This is a genomic window from Pedococcus soli, assembly GCF_054782575.1.
On sequence record NZ_BAAGSF010000006.1, the window covers coordinates 676,443 to 692,344 of the forward strand.

Below are 15,902 nucleotides of genomic sequence, written 5' to 3' on the forward strand. Positions count from 1 at the left end.
GCCCGCGCGCCGGCCCGCCCCCACGATGGTTGGATCAGGACATGCGCATCTTCTTCACCGGTGGCAGCGGCAAGGCCGGCAAGCACGTCGCGGCCCACCTGGCCGAGCAGGGTCACGACGTGACGAACGCCGACCTCGTCCCCCTGGGCCATCCCGACGTCGCCGACCTGCGGGTCGACCTCACCGACATCGGTGAGACCTACTCCGCCATGGCGGGCCTGGCTCGGATGGAGGAGCTGGAGCTCGCGGAGAAGCCCGCGTACGACGCCGTGGTGCACTTCGCCGCGGTCCCCCGGATCCTCCTCACGACCGACGCGGCCACGTACGCGACGAACGTGCTAAGCACCTACAACGTGCTCGAGGCCGCGACCCGCCTCAGCATCCGCAAGGTCGTCTTCGCCTCATCCGAGACGACGTACGGGATCTGCTTCGCGCAGGGCGAGCGGCGTCCGCTGTACGTCCCGGTCGACGAGGACCACCCCACCGTCCCGGAGGACTCCTACGCGATGTCCAAGGTGGCGGGCGAGGTGACCGCGCGGTCGTTCCAGGCCCGGACCGGCACCGACGTCTACGGCCTGCGCATCAACAACGTCATCGAGCCGCACGAGTACGCCGAGCTGTTCCCGGCGTTCCTGGCGGACCCCTCCCTGCGGCGGCGGAACATCTTCGCCTACATCGACACCCGGGACCTGGGCCAGATGGTCCAGCGCTGCCTCGAGGTCGACGGACTGGGGTACGAGGTCTTCAACGTCGCCAACGCCGACATGTCTGTCGCCGTGACGACCGACGAGGTCCGCGAGCGCTTCTACGCCGGGGTCGAGCAGCGACGGGAGATGGGCCGCGACGAGACGTTCTACTCCATCGACAAGGCGCGCGACCTCCTCGGGTACGCGCCCCGGCACTCGTGGCGCGACGTCCTCGAGGACCCCTCAGCCGCCGTTGCGCCCCAGCCAGACGGGAAATGACGGGTCGCCACCCTCGAACGCCACCCACACCCCGTCGCCGACCGCAGGAACGGGTGGTTCCCCGCCCTCGGCGGAGGGGACGGTTGCTGGAAGGCAGGCCACGGCCCATACCGGTCCGTCCTCCACGGTCACGTCGGGGACCGACACCAGCAGGCGACTGCGCAGGAGCGGGTCGATGTTGTTCACGACGACCGCCCGGTGCACGCCGATGGCGGGGCGCGGCGGCTCCTCCACCACGTCGCCGTCGAGCGGCACCCGGCCCTGTTGCTGGCGCACCGCGACGTACCCACCACCCTGCCGGTAGCGCGCGCTGATCGAGCGACCCCCTGGCGGCCGACGACCGTGCACACCGTCACCGAGGTCGAGCCCGGCCCGTCCCTCCTCGCCGAGGTAGGCCTCGTCAGCGATGCGGTCCGCGTGGCTCGCGAGCAGCTCCCCCACGAACGCGAACAGTTCCAGGAGCGCCACGCCAGGGTCGTGGTCGGTCCGGTCCGTCCAGTCGCGCAGCCCGGCGCGGGCCCGCTCGACGAGGTCGTCGAGCTGCGGCCGGCCCTCGGGACCGCCTGCGCTGCTCATGACCGCACGCGTGTGTTCATGGCCGTCATTGTCCGCGCCCGTCGTCTCCCAGCCAAGGCATGCAGCAACCCGGTATGCCGTGCTGCGCCGGCTCACCGCGCCACGTCGGCACTGCCCCGGCTCCCCCCGTTGGCCACCCCGGTGGCGAGTCCTGTGGCGAGTCCGGGTGACCCCGCGGGTGTGGCACCCGGCGTGGCAGTGGTCACCGCTCCGGACGTCGCTCCGGACGACGTTCCCGTCGCTCCGGTCGTCGCTCCTGATGGAGACAGGGGCGACGGCAGGAGCGCGCCGATGGTCAGACCGGCCAGGCCTGCCAGGTACTCATTGACCTGTTGGCCCCGCACCGACAGGTAGATCACGGCTCCCAGGGTCGAGAGAGCAGCCACGATGACTGCCAGGCTCGAGATCCGGGCGGTGAATGTGTCGCGCATGACGACCTCCAACCGTGGGCCGGGCAGGACGTCCAACCCCTCTGTCAGCAAGGAGGGCCCGGAGCTGCTGTTGATACGCCTGTGGTGCAACAGGATCCGAGCCTGTCCGGCAGCGACGGGTGGTCGCGGTGAGAGCACCAGCACCCGCGCGTACCCGGTGGCGACGGCCCGCCAGCGCTGCGCCGTCGAGCCGCCGAGCCGGCACCGCCGAGGACCAGGGCCCGCTCACCGGTGGCAGGGAGCCGAGGGGTGGCGTCGATCAGCGGGTCCGGCGACGATGTCATGTCCATGGAAGTCGCGACTCAGCCCGGGTAGGCCTCGAGGGCCTGGATGGCGCGTTCGAGGAAGGCCTCCTCGCCGAAGGTGTTGACCTTGAAGAACACGGCTTCGCTGCCACCCGCGCTCACCATCGAGAGCGACATCTCCTCACCCACCGCGAGGACGCTGATGCACAGGCTCACCCGGTTGCCACCCAGGGCGCTGTAGCGCTCGTACGCCCGCACCAGCATCCGCGCGTCACCGACCCGGTGGTCCGATCCCGCCTCGTACTTCGCGCTGATGCTCCCCTGCGGGATGGCGCGGTCCAGGTGGGCGACGAGGTCGTCCACGTTCCCGGTCAGGTCCCGCTCGTAGTGCGCCATGCGCTCACGCTAGAACCGCGGGGGCGCCCATGTGGGAGAAATCGAGGGGTCGGTGGAGCGTGCCTGCGGTTCGAGGGTCACTGCCGATCGGCCGAGGAAGAGCAGCAGCGACAGCATGCTCAGTCCCCCGGAGAACAGCAGGGTGCTTCGCAGCTGCGGGAGGTAGTCGAGCAACGGCTCCTCGTTCAGCACCCATGCCGCGAACGCTCCGGCCACCAGGGCCGCGCCGATCCCGACCGCGGTAGCAGCCCGGTCCCTCAGCACGGCCAGGACCGCCAGGAGCAGGACGAGGGTCAGCACGATCGCGGGCAGGTAGACCTCGAGGTTGATGGCGAACGACGGCCCCGCCTCGAGTTCGACCATCGGGTCGTCGGACGCGGGAAGGCCGAACAGACCGAACAGCAACACACCCCACGCCGCGCAGAGCAGGACCAACCCCAGCGACCCGAGCAGCTTGCGCACCCCCACGTCGCTGACCCTACTGCCGGCTCGCGACGGAATGACCGCTTTCTGCTGCTAAGTCGTCGCAGGAGCGGGTCGTCCCATGGGAGCCTGACGAGGTGGTCGAAGCCGACCGCGCCCACTGGGACAGTCCCTTTGCACGGTGACTCGAGACAGGAGAAGCGCGTGCCTGACTTCACGTGGCTCCCAGCGAACCAGGCGGCGATCCAGGACGTCGATGCGGTGTTCGCCTCGGGTGGCGCGCACAAGTGCCGGTGCCAGGCGATGAAGGTGCCCGGCTGGATCTGGCGCGACACCACCCAGGAGCAGAGGGACGCCGCCCTGGTGGAGCAGACCGCGTGCGGCACTCCGGGACCGACCTCCGGGCTGATCGGGTACGTCGACGGCGAGGCGGCCGGCTGGGTCGCGATCGAGCCGCGCGAGAACTACCCCAGGCTGTGGAGCCGGAAGCAGCCGTGGATGCGGATGGACCCCGAGCTCGAAGGCGTCTGGTCGGTCACCTGCTTCGTCGTGCGCAAGGGCTTTCGCCAAGCCGGGCTGACCTACGAGCTCGCCGCCGCCACCATCGAGTACGGCGAGCAGGTCGGTGCCCGCGTCCTCGAGGGCTACCCGATCGAGCCGCCACCGGGGAAGACCGTGATCTGGGACGAGGCGTCGGTCGGGCTGCTGCAGGTCTTCGTCGAAGCCGGGTACGAGGTCGTGGCCTCCCCCACCCTCCGCCGACGCGTCGTCCGTCGAGAGCTGGGCAAGCACTCGTAGCCCTCGCCGGCACAGGCCGATCGGCAACTCACCCGTGTCGGGTGGGTCACGACGACCTTGACGAGCGGGTGTCCAGACGTGTCCGACCGGTGGGTCTTCGGCAAGTTCTAAGGTCACCGCCTCGGTGGGGCGCATGATGGCCCCGTGCTCACCTCGAAGGACGTCATGGACAAGACGCTCACGCCGACGCAGTTTCACGCCGGGTATGACGAGCGCGAGGTCGACGACCTGCTGGACGAGGTTGCGAACGCCCTGCGCTACTACGAGGTGGGAGGTCGACCCGGGCCAGAGGCGCCCGCCTCTCCGACCCCAGGGCACCGTTTCACGTCGACCAAGCTTCGGCGCGGGTATGACGAGCAGGAAGTCGATGACTTCCTCGAGCAGGTGATCGAGACCTTCCACTACTACGAACAGGGAGGTCGACCCGATCCGCAGGCCTTGGCAGGCACGATCGCTTCTCCGTCGGAAGGGCTGGGTCAGAAGGCCCTTCGCTGGTTGCGCGGAGATCCGAGGACGTGAATCGGTGGTGTGGAAGACACCATCCGCTCTCGACGCTGGATGGCGGCACCTCCGCGCCCACGCCGGGTCCTCAGCCTGTCACCTCACTCAGCTTCTGCCTTCTGTGACAACTCTCCGATGCAGTTCGGTCGTCAGCGCGTGGATCTGCCGGGTGAGGTCGGTGTTGGTCTTCAGCTCGATCTCTGACTCGACGAAGTCATGGTCGGCCTTGGCCTGTTGAAACGCGGCCTGCCGGTTCTGGCCGATCATCACGAACGTCGACAGGAAGATCGCTTCCAAGGAGACGATGAGCGTGAGCGTCGGCCACGGGCTCTTCTCGACGAGCAGCATCCAGCCCGCGAAGGCTCCGGCGTGGAGGTAGACGAACGGCATCGATCCAGCGAAGGCGGTGATGCGATCCGCAATCATCAGTTGGAGGTTCTCGGCGCGCTGGGCGGTGAGCGCCCGCGTGACGGGATGCAGGGGGTGGGCTGGGGACTCGGTGGGCGTCATGGCTCAATGGTCGCCCCCAGCACCGATGCGCGCGTACTCCCTTCGACGCGGCGGTGTACCGCACACGAATTCGTCGGGATGGCCTACCGAGCGGATGGCCGCAGACGGCTGCGACGAACTCCCCCGGTGTGTGGGTCAGGATGGACCCATGGAGTCCCACGCCACCCCCAGCGCCCCTGAACAGCTGACGAGATCGCTCTCCGTGCACGGGCAGCAGCGCCGAGCCCCGACCCGCCGACTGCAGCAGTTCCTCTCGCGCGTCGAGGACGGCGACCAGGACACCTACGGTCGGGGTGGAGCGGTGGCCCGGCTGGAGGGACGCGTCGCCGAGATGCTTGGCAAGGAGGCGGCGGTCTTCATGCCCACGGGTGCGATGGCCTCGCAGGTCGCCCTCAGGCTGCACGCCGACGCCCGCACGTGTCGCACGATCGGGTTCCACCCCAGGGCGCACATCGAGGTGCACGAGCACAAGGGGTACGAGATCGTCCACCAGCTGCACGGAATGCTGCTCGGCGATCACGACCGCCTCGTCACCGTGCAGGATCTGGAGGCTGTCCGCGAGCCGTTGGCCGCCGTGCTCCTCGAGCTGCCCCAGCGCGACCTCGGCGGGCGCCTCCCCTCGTGGGAGGAGCTGACCGCCCAGACGTCCTGGCTGCGCGCCCGAGGCATCGCGGCCCATCTCGACGGCGCGCGGCTGTGGGAGGCACAGCCGTACTACGGGCGTCCGCACGCCGAGATCGCCGACCTCTTCGACACGGTCTACGTCTCCCTGTACAAGGGTCTTGAAGGTCTTTCCGGGGCGGTGCTCGCGGGGCGGTCAGACCTCATCGACCAGGCTCGGCAGTGGCGGGCGCGGCTGGGTGGGCAGCTCCACCACGCGTGGCCGCTGGCGGTGTCCGCGGAAATCGGACTCGACACGCTCGTGCCCAGGATGCCTGCCTTCTGGGAGCGAGCCCGCGAGCTCGCTGCGGCACTCCAGGACATCCCCGGCGTCGAGGTCGTCCCTGACCCGCCGCAGACCCCTCTTTTCCACGTCATCGTTCCAGTGCCGCCCGAGGCACTGGCGGCAGCACACCAGCGATTCGTCGAGCGCCGGGGACTCGAGCTCTTCCTCTACCCGCGGCCCACCACGTCGCCGAGGTGCAGCCGGTTCGAGGTCACCGTCGGTGAGAACGCCATGACCGTCGATCCCCAGGAAGTGCGCCAGGCCCTGCAGGAGGTCATCCGGGACGCAGCGGGCTAGCAGCCGGTGCCTGTCGGTGCGCGTCCCAGTCGATCTCGAGGCTGGCAACCTGTCGGATGGGCACGCTGCCCAACCATGTCGGGTCGCCGATCGTGCGCAGGCCTGGGAGGCAGCCGAACAGCATGGGGAGGGCGACTTCTGCGTGGAGGCGAGCCAGCGGTGCGCCCAAGCAGTAGTGGACGCCGGCGGAGAACGACACGTGCGGGTTCGGGGTTCGTGTCGGGTCGAAGGTGTCGGGGTCTGTGAACGTGCTCGGATCTCGGTTGGCGGCGGCGAAGACCACGGCACGGTTGGCGCCGGCGGGGACCTCACAGCTGGCGATCTGCACGTCGGCAGTTGCGGTCACACCTGTCAAGGTCGTTGGTGAGACGAGGCGCAGGAGCTCTTCGACCGCCGGCATCCGGCCCGCAGGGTCTTGTTGGAGGTCAGTGACGTGGTGGGGGTGCGACGACAGGATGTGAACCCCGGCAGTCAGCAGGCTTGTGGTGGTTGCGTGTCCGGCGAGGACGAAGAAGATGCAGTTGGCGAGCAGGTCCTCGTGGGCCCCGTCCGATGCTGCGCTGGCCCCGAGCAGGGTGAGCAAGTCGCCTTGGGGCCGGAGTTGGCGTTGGCGCAGGAGGTCGTCGAAGAAGGCGAGCATCTGTGACGCCGCCGCATTTCCGGCGTCGATGTTGGCCCGGTCGCGTTGGCCCGCCACTCCTCGACCGAACGTGTCCATGCGTTCGGCCAACCAGGGCTGCTGGCTTTTCGGCACGCCAAGGATCTGACAGATGACGGCGAACGGGAGGGGGTGAGCGAACGTGGTCACGATGTCCACTGGCCCGGTGGCTGGCAGAGCCTCGAGCAGCTCGGCGGCGGTGGCTTGGATCTGTGCGCGGTACCGCTCAACTCGTCGTGGCGAGAACAGGCCGCTGAACGCCTTTCGAGACGCCGTGTGACGCTCGCCGTCGACGCGCGACATGAACCGTGCGGCGACCTGGAACATCAGATCCTCCGACGGGGGTATGGGTGTCGCCATCAGCCGCCGGTCGTGGAGTGCCTCCGTCACGAAGGCATAACTGCATCCGGCCACCGGCACCGAACGCGCCGTGGCCGCCGGGTCGCTCCGTCCGTCCGGGCTGAAGAGCGCACCCATGAGCGCCCTCTCAGCTTCGAGGGCCGGGTCCTGCACCTCATCGCTCACACTCCGATGGTGGAACGGCGGATCCCTCAGTGCAACGACCACCTGAGTCAGCAGCAGAGATCGACGCTGGAGGGTCCGCCCTCCAGGCGTACCCCCCTAGCGGCGACGTGACGCAGGCCGACCTGAACTCACTCGCCGCGGCTTCCGCCAGCTACCTCGAATCGACGTCGTCAGGAATTTCCGCTCGGTCATGGGCGACCCCATCGACGGGCGTCACGTGTTGGCCTGCCCGCCCGGGGTGACCTGCCTTCTGCGGATGGAGCGACTCGCCGCGCGCCAGCATTTCCACCATCTCGGTGATCTTGCGGGTGCGGCTCTCAGGGCGCTTCATGCTCTCGACGCGATGGATCAGCGCGAACCGGTTGGCGCTCGTGAGCACGTCGAACATCGCCTGCGCGTCCGGCGCCGCCGCTATCGCCTTCGCTAGGTCGTCTGGCGCCCGGCGGGTCGCCGGTCCGGCGTACGCCGCGTCCCACCGCCCATCGGTGCGCGCGGCCTCGACCACCGCGCGACCGGCGTCGGTCATCCGTCCCTGCTCCTCGAGCTTCGTCACGAGCGCGACGTTTCGCTGGGACCAGCTGCCCTTGGACCGGCGCGGAGTGATGCGCACGGTGTAGCTGTGCTCGTCGCGCTTGCCAGTCTGGCCATCGATCCAGCCAAAGCAGAGCAACTCCTCGACCGCGCTCGCCCACGTGATCGTGGTGTCCGAGCCGCCCTTCTTGGTCAGCACCAACCGCACGCCGAGCGAAGTCGCGTGGTGTTCTTCCAGCCATGCTCGCAACGCGGCCCGGTCAGTCACGAGCAGCTCGGGCAGCAGGGTTGCCATGCGCAACACGCTAACCGTGTCCGCCGACACCTGCGTCGCTCAGATGGCGAACCGGGAGGCGGCCAGGTGGGTGATGGGAAATGCACCGCCCACTTGGCCCAGGACGGTCCGCTCGCGGCGGAGAGACGCACGCCTGAGCAGGGCTGATCGGATATGCGAGAGGGACATTGCTCCATTCCCACTGTGGGGGCCAGAGCCAGTACCAGCTGCGATTACGCCTCTGGTGCGTCACGTTTGACGGTTCTACGATGGCGAGCAAGGAGGGGTCATGGGTCCAGATCGAATGACTTCAGCACGTCGCCTAGGGCTAGCCTCCTTCCTGCTCGCCGGCGTGTTCGAAGCCACCGCGCGGTACGTGGACAGCGAATTCTGGAGCGCCGTTTCGCATTTTGCCGCCGCTGTGGCTTTGCTGATCGCGGCCCTGGCGCTGATGGCGATCTCAATTCTGGCTCTAGGGAGACTCGGACGAGCTCTCGCACGCGTCGCGGCTACCGGAGGCTTGAGCCTTCTGAGGTCCGACGATGACCTCGAGTCGCTCTCGAGAGAACCGGCACCGACCTCATGGAGGGCGATCCTCAGTTCCGGTGGTCTCAGCCTTCTGCGCGACGAGCCCATGGGGACACTGGCTATCGCTGAGGACCGCGCGTGATGGCGCGTGTTGCTGAGGGCAACACATTGGCACCCCCGTTGGTGTTCCTGTGGGGCTGTTTGGGCGGGCTCTTGGCTTACATCGTGCTGTTCGCGTTGCCGGAACTGCTGCGGGCGTACTACACAACAAAGGCCAACAAGACCCCCCTCAGAAAAGTCGTGATAGCGGGTCTCATCGGGCTGTTCTTCATTGCCCTTGGAGGCGGAACGGCCCTTCTTCTCGGAGACGTCAATGGGGCACAAGAAGCCATCGCCTACGGACTTGCCGGCGAGGGCCTGATTGCCGGAGGCTTCAAGGGCATCGTCGACAGCGTTCGCCCGCATGTGTGAGGGCATGGCCGTCCGGGGGGCTCTGGCTTGCTCCGCGTTTGGACTCCAGTGATCGGTCAGAGCCTCAGGACGAGACCCGTGACCGGGGCTCGCTCATATGCATGGGCGGTCCTGATCGGTCCCCGCCTCGCGGCGGTAAGGGTCATGACCGTCAGGTCGTAGATCGATCCGTGCGGGTGCTCGTTGTTGAACAAGGGAACCGCCACGAAGAACGAGCCGCGACGAAGTCTCGGGCAGGCCTGGGAAGGCTCATTTGGCCGCTTCTGTCTGTGTAGGTTCTGGCTGTGTCCTCTCATCCCGGAGCGTCCGCCCTATCTGCGCTGCAACAGTGTCGTGAGTTCTGCGGGACCGACGGACCCGATCTGGCCCGGGCTGTTGAGGGCCTCCCGCTCGACGCCGTCGACCGGCTCGCCGAGGGGATCGTCGGGGAGGCGGCACGGGTTGCTGGCCAGGCTGAGCAGACGCGCCCCGGCCAGGCTGACCGTCCGGAGAACGAGCTGTGGCCCCTGGTGAACGCGCGGGCATCGATGCTTTCGCGGGGAGCGGGCGCCGGAGGGATGGCTACTGCCGTGCAGGGCGCTGGTCCGTCTGGGGTCAACATCATGGCGGCGATGAGTCCGCGAGACATCGGCGGCAACACGTTCTCAGCGGGCGTGATGCGAGCGTTGCTGTACAGCCACGGGCTAGTGCTGGAGGACCCGCTGGCGATGGCAGCTGAGCTGCATCATTTGGCGCCTCGCGAGACCAGGCCGTACTCACAGCTGTTCGTGCACGCGGCGTTGACGTCGCTGCTCGAGATAGCGGAGTTGCTTGATGCCGGCGTGGTGGAGACCTACTTCGTGCCGACAGACGTGCGGCGCCAGACCCGCCTCGCCGAGGTGATGCGGGCCGGCTTGGACGAGGGTCCACTCAGCGTCGACGACGTGTGGGACGCGTTCGAGGCCAACTACATCGAAGGACTCAAGCCGTCGTTGCGCGAGTTGTGGCGACGCATCCGCAGTGGGGACCGCAACCCGGACAGGGGAATAACTGAGCAGGCGGCGCGCGAGGACGCGGACATGCTGCGCATCTTCGTCGACGTGGTGTCGTCGATTCGGCCCGCGGCCGTCATCGACAACACGGTGGCGATTGTGGCCTCCGCTCTCGAAGACGTGGGCATGCTCAGGGGTCGCGCGGACGTGCTGTGCAACTCCCGGCTCCATGCGCAGTTGCTGTACCTGGGGACCGACGACCCGGTAGTACGCCAACGCGTCGAGGAGTTGGCCGCCGTTCAGGTCCCGCGCCTGGATGGCTTGGCGGTCAGCGACGTGGTGAAGATTCGTCGCCTCAGCGACGCCTTCGAGCAGTGGCGAACCGACTTGAGCCTGGGTCTGGACCGGGCGCACACGATGCGAGCCGAATTGGGCGACGGCGTCGAGGTGGCACCCCTGGTCGCCGAGACGCTGCGAGTGGCGCGACGTGGACTCACCGACGAGGCCAAGCACCTGAGGCCCCAGGGGTCCGGATTGGTGGCGTTCGCAGCAGGAGCACTCGGCGGTGCCGTCGGCGGCCTGCTCGACGGAGCGATGGGCGCAGCAGTTGGGGGAGCAGGCAGTATCGCAGCCAGCGTGGTCGCGCACGCCGGCGATGCAGCAGTGGGCGCTTGGGGAAGCGGGGCCGGTTCGAAGGACGCGCGCGGGGTCTTGCGCCGGCACTACGTGGTGTTCGATCGGGTGGGAGTGGCGGACGAGTCGGCACAGGCGGGCCGATCCTGGTCTTGAGGTAGCGCTGCGAGACGACCTGGAACAAGTGTGGAGGCGGCTTCGCCGGGAACTGCACGGCCGGTCGACCGGGACGGGTAGCGGCGGTAAGACGCACGGTCGCCTCGGGAGCGTGGGTCCCCTGAGTTGATCCCCTGGCGCGGCTCCGTGGATGGCTCGGCCCGTGGTCGGGACGAGTGACGGGTATCGGTCGAAGTAACTGTCGACCATCACCCGAACTGTCAGGCTTTGACTAGAGACCAATGTCCAGCATCCGGCGAAGTCAGACAACGTGGCGGTGCTCGACAGATTCAACCTGCCGACCACCTGCTTCAAGTTTCCGAATCAGGCTCCGAGTCGACCTGGATTGCTTTGCGACGCAATGGGTTTCATGCTGAACCAACGAACCTCAAAGTCGGCTGACCGTTTCCGGGTCTTCGTGGCCACCGAAGTACTGCTCGAGGACAGCGCAGAACACCGCGCGTTCCTCATCGCTTTCCGCTGCATGCTTGAAGAGGGTCATCGATGAACGGAGCTTCTGGGCGTCGACGTCGCCCAGGACCACTGAGGGATCGTCGCCGGGTAGGTCCCGCAGCGCGTTGGCGCACTCGACCAGCCGTGGGCCCAGGACCGCGTGATCGAGGTAGGCCCGGGCCTGGTCGAGTCCTGAGATCGCGTAGAACTGCGACGTCGGGCTGTTGCCGAGCCCGGCGATCTGTGGAAAGACGAACCACATCCAATGACTGCGCTTGCGCCCCGCGCGCAGTTCAGCCAGCGCCGTCGGGTAGGTGCTGCGTTCGTCGTGGGCGGTCAGGAAGCGACTCGGATCCAAAGCCATCCCCACATGCTGCACGATCCGGTATCTGTGCGCTGACTGTTCACCCGCCGCACTAGTAGTGGTCTGAGTGGATGTCTCCCGCGTTGACGCATTGCTATCTTCCGAAGGACAGACGTCACCTAGGAGGGGTTGCGGGATGGGGCCGATGGAGCACCAACGCTCTTATCAACCGCGAGCGGCGCCGCTGTCCGAGGACGATCCGGTGGTGCAGTGGCTGCTGCGGGGCGATCCAGCGATCCGCTGGCAGGTGCTGCGTGACCTCGTGGATGCCTCCGAGACCGTGGTGGCGACCGAGCGCGCGCGTGTCGGGCACGAGGGCTGGGGCGCCCGGCTGCTGGCCTTGCGGGCACCTGATGGCCAGTGGGCGAACGGGGCATGCTTTCCCGGTACCGCGACATTCGCAGAGGCCACCGCGCAGGCCCTGGCTGCCGGTGAGCCGCCGCCGCCCTTCCCGTCCACCGACGCGGAGCCGGCCGAGGTACCGAGCGATGGGTCGGGTGCCGAGCCGGGCCAGCCTTGGACCGCGACGTACCCGGTGCTTCTCGACCTGTGCCACCTGGGCGCACCACCCAGCAGTCCGGTGATGCAGGAGACCGCGCGCTTGGTGGCTCGTAACTGCCGCTGGGAGTATGACGGGCTGCCGTTCTTCGACGGTGAGGTGGACTGCTGCATCAACGCCGGCACGATCCTGATCGGTACCTACCTGCGCGTCAACATCGACCGGCCGGTGCATCGGCTCGTGGCTGACCAGATGCCTGATGGTGGCTGGAACTGCTGGCCCACGACGCGCACATCGCCGTCATCTTTCGCCAGCACCCTGGATGTGATCGACGCTCTGCTGCGGTGGGAGCGCCAGACGGGCGGATCCGAAGAGGTCCGTCGAGCTCGCCAGGCGGGAGAGGAGTACCTGCTCCGGCGCAACCTCCTCCGGTCATTGCGCACGGGCGAGGTGGTCAACCCGCAGTGGGGACTGTTCTCCTACCCCCCACGCTGGTACTACGATCTGCTCAAGGCCACGGAGTACTTCGCGCGGCGTGGGGGCACTCCGGATCCGCGGGTGGACGAAGCGGTCGAACACGTCCGCGCCAAGCGCCAGCCCGACGGGCGTTGGCTGCTCGAGAACACCCATCCCGGCGAAGTCCACTTCCGGTTCGAGGAACCCGACGGCGGACCTAGCCGGTGGAACACCTTGAGGGCGCTGCGGGTGCTGCGCTGGTACGACGCGTCCGCCCACTCTGTCAGCGCGGGCCCCCCTTCACACCGCAGACACTGATGCCTCGCTGGTGAGATACCAACGCTTCTCGTACCCGGGTGATCCGTCAAGAGGCGGGCGACACCACTTCCTTGACTGACCTGCTGCCGTGGTTCTCGCCGAGCTCGTTCCTGAGCATGACCGCCCCTCCTTGGGAATCGGATCTTCTCCTCCCCCGATCAGTTCATCGTGCGAATCGAAACGAATGGACCCTGTCATCGCGGGCTCGTGGCCCTTCCCAGTCGGCCTGCTCGGGGGAATCTCGGGTCGTACCCCGGAGGTGCGCATGATCTCGCACCCGCAGCCTTCTGCTCCTGACATCCCTACAGACACGTGCGAGGTGACCCGGCGTCGGGCTGTGGTCATGGCTGCCGCGCTGGCTGCTGTGATGATGGTCAGCGGTTGCGCAGGGAACGACCCTTCCAGCGGTCGCGAACGTCCGAGCCGTCTTGGTCACCGTCGAAGGGAAGCCGCTGGTGCAGCTGTACCGCTCCAGCACCCCGGCGCAGGCGCATCTCGAGCGAAGCGATCGATCCCGACGTCATCAACGCCGACAAGGTGCCGGTGACCGAGTTGCCGGGGGGCTCCCCTCGCGCCCTCAAACGCTGACCAGCTAGTCCGGCAGCTCGAACCACGCCGTGGTGCCACCCCACGGAGAAGGCTTCACACCGATCCGACCTCCGTGCGCCTCGACGATGCGCCGACACGTCGTCAGACCGATCCCCGAACCCTCAACGTCAGGATCGACCCGCGCCAGCGGCTCGAAGACCCGTTCGCGATCTGCCTCCGCGATCCCCGGTCCACGATCGGACACCTCGACCCGCCACCCACCGGCGATTCGATGGGCAGCGACCTCCACGTTCGCCTTCTCCCCAGGCCGGGTGAACTTGGCCGCGTTCGCCACCAGATTCTGTACCACGGCCCCCAACTGAACAGGGTCACCGGTGACCCTGGGGAGGTCACGCACCTCGACCGTAGCGCCCATCAAGGCGACCGCCAGGTCTTCGACCACCCCCCTCGCCACCGCAGAAAGATCGACCGGGACCCGGACGAGTTCACCCCCCAGACGAGCGAAGGCCAGCAGGTCGTCGATCAGGCGCTTCATCCTGTTCGAGCCGCTGATCGCGCGATGCAGTAACCACCCGATGTCTTGGAGGGCGTCGCCTGCAAGCCCATCGCTGCCGATTGCCTCATCGATCATTCGCAGCGCCATCGACACCGCTGTCAACGGATTGCGCAGGTCGTGGCTCACCTGGCCCGCGAAGGCGGTCAGCCGCTCGTTCGAGCGGCGCAGTTCCGCCTGAGCCGACTCGAGCTCTGCCACCGTTTCGCTCAGCCTGCGGGTGCGCAAATCCAGTTCGAGCAGGTCGACCACCCGCTCAGCCAAGCCTCCCAGGGCCTGCGCCTGCTCGCCGCTCATGGTGCGCGGCTTCGTATCGAAGACGCACAACGCCCCGATCGTGACCCCCTGCGGGGTGATCAGCGGATGGGCGGCATAGAACCGGACTGCACCGGTGGTGCCGTCGACGTTGGGACTGTTCTTGAAACGCTCGTCCTTACTGGCATCCGGCACGACCACCGGGTGCTCGAGATCCAGCAGCACGTTGCACATCGAGTTCTCCCGGGCGCCGGACCCGGCGGCGTAGCCGTGCGTCGCGACCGGATGTTCCTCGATGTCGGTGAACAGGTTGATTGCCGCCATCGGCATGTCGGCCATCTGCGCCGCCACCTCGACCACGGCAACCAGGTCGCTGCGAGCTGGCTGTTCGATCACCTTGTAGTTCGCGAGCTCGGCGACTCGGGCGTGGTCCTGCTCCAACGTCGTCACTGTGCAGCCTTCCTTGCTAATGCGACCACGACATCGCGCGGGGGGTGGGATGGTGGGAGCGGCCTTGACGTACCCGCGACACGGCCGGTGGGGAGCCATCATTTCTCTCGATGACGAGCCATGTCCGTCGGGTCTCGCCTTAGTGTCGATGGCGCGGGTGTCGGGACTACGGGTGCACCTTTCGATCCACGTACTCGGCGAAGTCGACTGCTTCGCCCTCGCCCTCAGATGGGTAGGCGAGGTCGATCCATTCGGAGATCGAGGTCACCACGTCTTTGAGGTGGTGACCCGCCCGCCACACCGCCTCAAGGGAACGAGCGGCTCCCGGGGGGAATTCGTCCTGCTGGTCGATCAGCAACTCGGCGTGACCCAGGATCGTGGTCAGTGGTGTCCGAAGGTTGTGGTTCACGGTCTCGGCCATGGACCGGTTCAGCTCTCCGCGGGCGGCCGCCACCAGGCTGGTGACGTCGGTGATGACCGCCCAAGCGCCCTGCTGCTCGCCGTCGAGCCCCACTATCGGCGTGGCGTTGACCCGAAGGTGACGGACCGGCTGCCCCGGAGCCCTCACCGTGACGGTGGCGTCTTCGACCACCTCTCCTCTCGAGGCCCGCACGATCGGCACCTCATGCGGTTGGAGGACCCGGTCACCGCCCTCGGTGTAGAGGTGGAACACCTCCGCCAACGACTCGGCCCGCACGGCTGCGAACGGCTGATGCAGCAGGTGCTCGAGGCCCGGACTCAGCATCGACAACCATCCGGCACCGCCGAGGACTGCGACAGCAAGCCCGGAGCGGCACATCAGCGCCTGAAGAGCGGCTGGGTCGACCGGTTGGGCTGAGGCAGGAAGGCTGTCCTGGGTCGACCTCATGGTGCGTTCTGCCTCCGTTGTGGTTCGGGCTCCTCACCGAGCGAGCGCCCCGGGCCCCCGGGTCTGAGGACCGACGCTCCAGCGGTCCTTGTGGTTTGGAGCGCCCACGAAGGGCGTCCCCCCACCGTGCCGGTGGCGCCGTGCTCATTTCGACCGGTTTGGCGGGGCATCTCTCGACCTCCTAGCCGAAGCATGGCCGCCTCCCCGACGAATGCGACCCAGTCGGCCAGAGAGCTTCGCAGTCTGGATACAAACGTGCGCTGAGCGGTCACCAGGACGCCCAGGTCGCCATGACCCGGCGC

17 protein-coding genes are annotated in these 15,902 nt (G+C 67.7%); 7 read left to right on the forward strand and 10 right to left on the reverse strand.

Features of this window, described 5'->3' with window-relative positions; genetic code table 11:
* Positions 1-41 precede the first annotated feature (41 nt).
* The gene (locus ACYVKF_RS18495) at positions 42-965 is read left to right on the forward strand and encodes an NAD-dependent epimerase/dehydratase family protein (RefSeq protein WP_460968389.1); all 924 of its coding nucleotides are present in this window, start codon (positions 42-44) and stop codon (positions 963-965) included.
* On the opposite strand, the gene ACYVKF_RS18500 is transcribed toward ACYVKF_RS18495, so the two are convergent.
* From ACYVKF_RS18500 to ACYVKF_RS18515, 4 genes are all read right to left on the reverse strand, one after another.
* On the reverse strand, positions 930-1,541 hold the full coding sequence (locus tag ACYVKF_RS18500; protein ID WP_460968391.1) for a phage baseplate assembly protein V: 612 nt from the start codon (positions 1,539-1,541) through the stop codon (positions 930-932). The two genes, ACYVKF_RS18495 and ACYVKF_RS18500, sit on opposite strands and share 36 nt — an antisense overlap.
* Positions 1,542-1,633: 92 nt before the next feature.
* Positions 1,634-1,972: a hypothetical protein gene (locus ACYVKF_RS18505; protein ID WP_460968393.1), complete on the reverse strand. Its 339-nt coding sequence runs from the start codon at positions 1,970-1,972 to the stop codon at positions 1,634-1,636.
* A gap of 302 nt (positions 1,973-2,274) precedes the next feature.
* A complete protein-coding gene (locus ACYVKF_RS18510) occupies positions 2,275-2,613 on the reverse strand; it encodes a DUF6054 family protein (RefSeq protein ID WP_056914801.1) in 339 nt (112 codons plus the stop codon).
* Positions 2,614-2,622: 9 nt separating this feature from the next.
* Positions 2,623-3,081: a hypothetical protein gene (locus tag ACYVKF_RS18515; RefSeq protein ID WP_460968394.1), complete on the reverse strand. Its 459-nt coding sequence runs from the start codon at positions 3,079-3,081 to the stop codon at positions 2,623-2,625.
* 159 nt (positions 3,082-3,240) lie between these two features.
* On the opposite strand from ACYVKF_RS18515, the gene ACYVKF_RS18520 reads away from it, so the two are divergent.
* Together ACYVKF_RS18520 and ACYVKF_RS18525 are read left to right on the forward strand one after the other, a co-directional pair.
* Complete coding sequence (locus ACYVKF_RS18520; protein ID WP_056914803.1) at positions 3,241-3,834, forward strand: hypothetical protein; 594 nt, start codon at positions 3,241-3,243, stop codon at positions 3,832-3,834.
* A 144-nt stretch (positions 3,835-3,978) separates the two neighbouring features.
* Complete coding sequence (locus ACYVKF_RS18525) at positions 3,979-4,353, forward strand: DivIVA domain-containing protein (RefSeq protein WP_460968396.1); 375 nt, start codon at positions 3,979-3,981, stop codon at positions 4,351-4,353.
* Positions 4,354-4,440: 87 nt separating this feature from the next.
* Here the strand turns inward: ACYVKF_RS18525 and ACYVKF_RS18530 are convergent, their stop codons facing one another.
* Complete coding sequence (locus ACYVKF_RS18530) at positions 4,441-4,845, reverse strand: DUF1003 domain-containing protein (protein ID WP_056917138.1); 405 nt, start codon at positions 4,843-4,845, stop codon at positions 4,441-4,443.
* A gap of 148 nt (positions 4,846-4,993) precedes the next feature.
* Between ACYVKF_RS18530 and ACYVKF_RS18535 the strand changes: the two genes are divergently transcribed.
* Positions 4,994-6,088, forward strand: coding sequence for a threonine aldolase family protein (locus tag ACYVKF_RS18535; RefSeq protein ID WP_460968398.1), 1,095 nt, complete (start codon positions 4,994-4,996; stop codon positions 6,086-6,088).
* Here ACYVKF_RS18535 and ACYVKF_RS18540 read toward each other — a convergent pair.
* Both ACYVKF_RS18540 and ACYVKF_RS18545 read right to left on the reverse strand, forming a co-directional pair.
* Entirely contained in the window at positions 6,066-7,271 is a 1,206-nt protein-coding gene (locus tag ACYVKF_RS18540; RefSeq protein ID WP_460968400.1) for a cytochrome P450, read from the reverse strand. The genes ACYVKF_RS18535 and ACYVKF_RS18540 overlap by 23 nt on opposite strands.
* A gap of 151 nt (positions 7,272-7,422) precedes the next feature.
* Positions 7,423-8,097, reverse strand: coding sequence for a YdeI/OmpD-associated family protein (locus ACYVKF_RS18545; protein WP_460968402.1), 675 nt, complete (start codon positions 8,095-8,097; stop codon positions 7,423-7,425).
* A 645-nt stretch (positions 8,098-8,742) separates the two neighbouring features.
* On the opposite strand from ACYVKF_RS18545, the gene ACYVKF_RS18550 reads away from it, so the two are divergent.
* Complete coding sequence (locus ACYVKF_RS18550) at positions 8,743-9,075, forward strand: hypothetical protein (RefSeq protein WP_460968404.1); 333 nt, start codon at positions 8,743-8,745, stop codon at positions 9,073-9,075.
* Between the two features lie 284 nt (positions 9,076-9,359).
* Positions 9,360-10,835 (forward strand): hypothetical protein, encoded by a 1,476-nt coding sequence (locus ACYVKF_RS18555; RefSeq protein ID WP_460968406.1) that lies wholly within the window; start codon positions 9,360-9,362, stop codon positions 10,833-10,835.
* Between the two features lie 388 nt (positions 10,836-11,223).
* Here the strand turns inward: ACYVKF_RS18555 and ACYVKF_RS18560 are convergent, their stop codons facing one another.
* On the reverse strand, positions 11,224-11,652 hold the full coding sequence (locus ACYVKF_RS18560) for a DUF1810 domain-containing protein (protein ID WP_460968407.1): 429 nt from the start codon (positions 11,650-11,652) through the stop codon (positions 11,224-11,226).
* A 145-nt stretch (positions 11,653-11,797) separates the two neighbouring features.
* Between ACYVKF_RS18560 and ACYVKF_RS18565 the strand changes: the two genes are divergently transcribed.
* Positions 11,798-12,925, forward strand: a complete 1,128-nt coding sequence (locus tag ACYVKF_RS18565; RefSeq protein WP_460968409.1) for a hypothetical protein — start codon at positions 11,798-11,800, stop codon at positions 12,923-12,925.
* 592 nt (positions 12,926-13,517) lie between these two features.
* Here ACYVKF_RS18565 and ACYVKF_RS18570 read toward each other — a convergent pair.
* The gene (locus tag ACYVKF_RS18570) at positions 13,518-14,732 is read right to left on the reverse strand and encodes a GAF domain-containing sensor histidine kinase (protein WP_460968411.1); all 1,215 of its coding nucleotides are present in this window, start codon (positions 14,730-14,732) and stop codon (positions 13,518-13,520) included.
* A 166-nt stretch (positions 14,733-14,898) separates the two neighbouring features.
* A complete protein-coding gene (locus tag ACYVKF_RS18575) occupies positions 14,899-15,600 on the reverse strand; it encodes a histidine kinase dimerization/phospho-acceptor domain-containing protein (RefSeq protein WP_460968413.1) in 702 nt (233 codons plus the stop codon).
* Positions 15,601-15,902 lie beyond the last annotated feature (302 nt).

Coding starts and splice junctions, on each gene's coding strand:
- ACYVKF_RS18545 (WP_460968402.1), bottom strand. CDS start 8,097: ATGGCAACCCTGCTGCCCGAGCTGCTCGTGACTGACCGGGCCGCGTTG.
- ACYVKF_RS18560 (WP_460968407.1), bottom strand. CDS start 11,652: ATGGCTTTGGATCCGAGTCGCTTCCTGACCGCCCACGACGAACGCAGC.
- ACYVKF_RS18575 (WP_460968413.1), bottom strand. CDS start 15,600: ATGAGGTCGACCCAGGACAGCCTTCCTGCCTCAGCCCAACCGGTCGAC.
- ACYVKF_RS18535 (WP_460968398.1), top strand. CDS start 4,994: ATGGAGTCCCACGCCACCCCCAGCGCCCCTGAACAGCTGACGAGATCG.
- ACYVKF_RS18495 (WP_460968389.1), top strand. CDS start 42: ATGCGCATCTTCTTCACCGGTGGCAGCGGCAAGGCCGGCAAGCACGTC.
- ACYVKF_RS18565 (WP_460968409.1), top strand. CDS start 11,798: ATGGAGCACCAACGCTCTTATCAACCGCGAGCGGCGCCGCTGTCCGAG.
- ACYVKF_RS18510 (WP_056914801.1), bottom strand. CDS start 2,613: ATGGCGCACTACGAGCGGGACCTGACCGGGAACGTGGACGACCTCGTC.
- ACYVKF_RS18530 (WP_056917138.1), bottom strand. CDS start 4,845: ATGACGCCCACCGAGTCCCCAGCCCACCCCCTGCATCCCGTCACGCGG.
- ACYVKF_RS18505 (WP_460968393.1), bottom strand. CDS start 1,972: ATGCGCGACACATTCACCGCCCGGATCTCGAGCCTGGCAGTCATCGTG.
- ACYVKF_RS18500 (WP_460968391.1), bottom strand. CDS start 1,541: ATGAGCAGCGCAGGCGGTCCCGAGGGCCGGCCGCAGCTCGACGACCTC.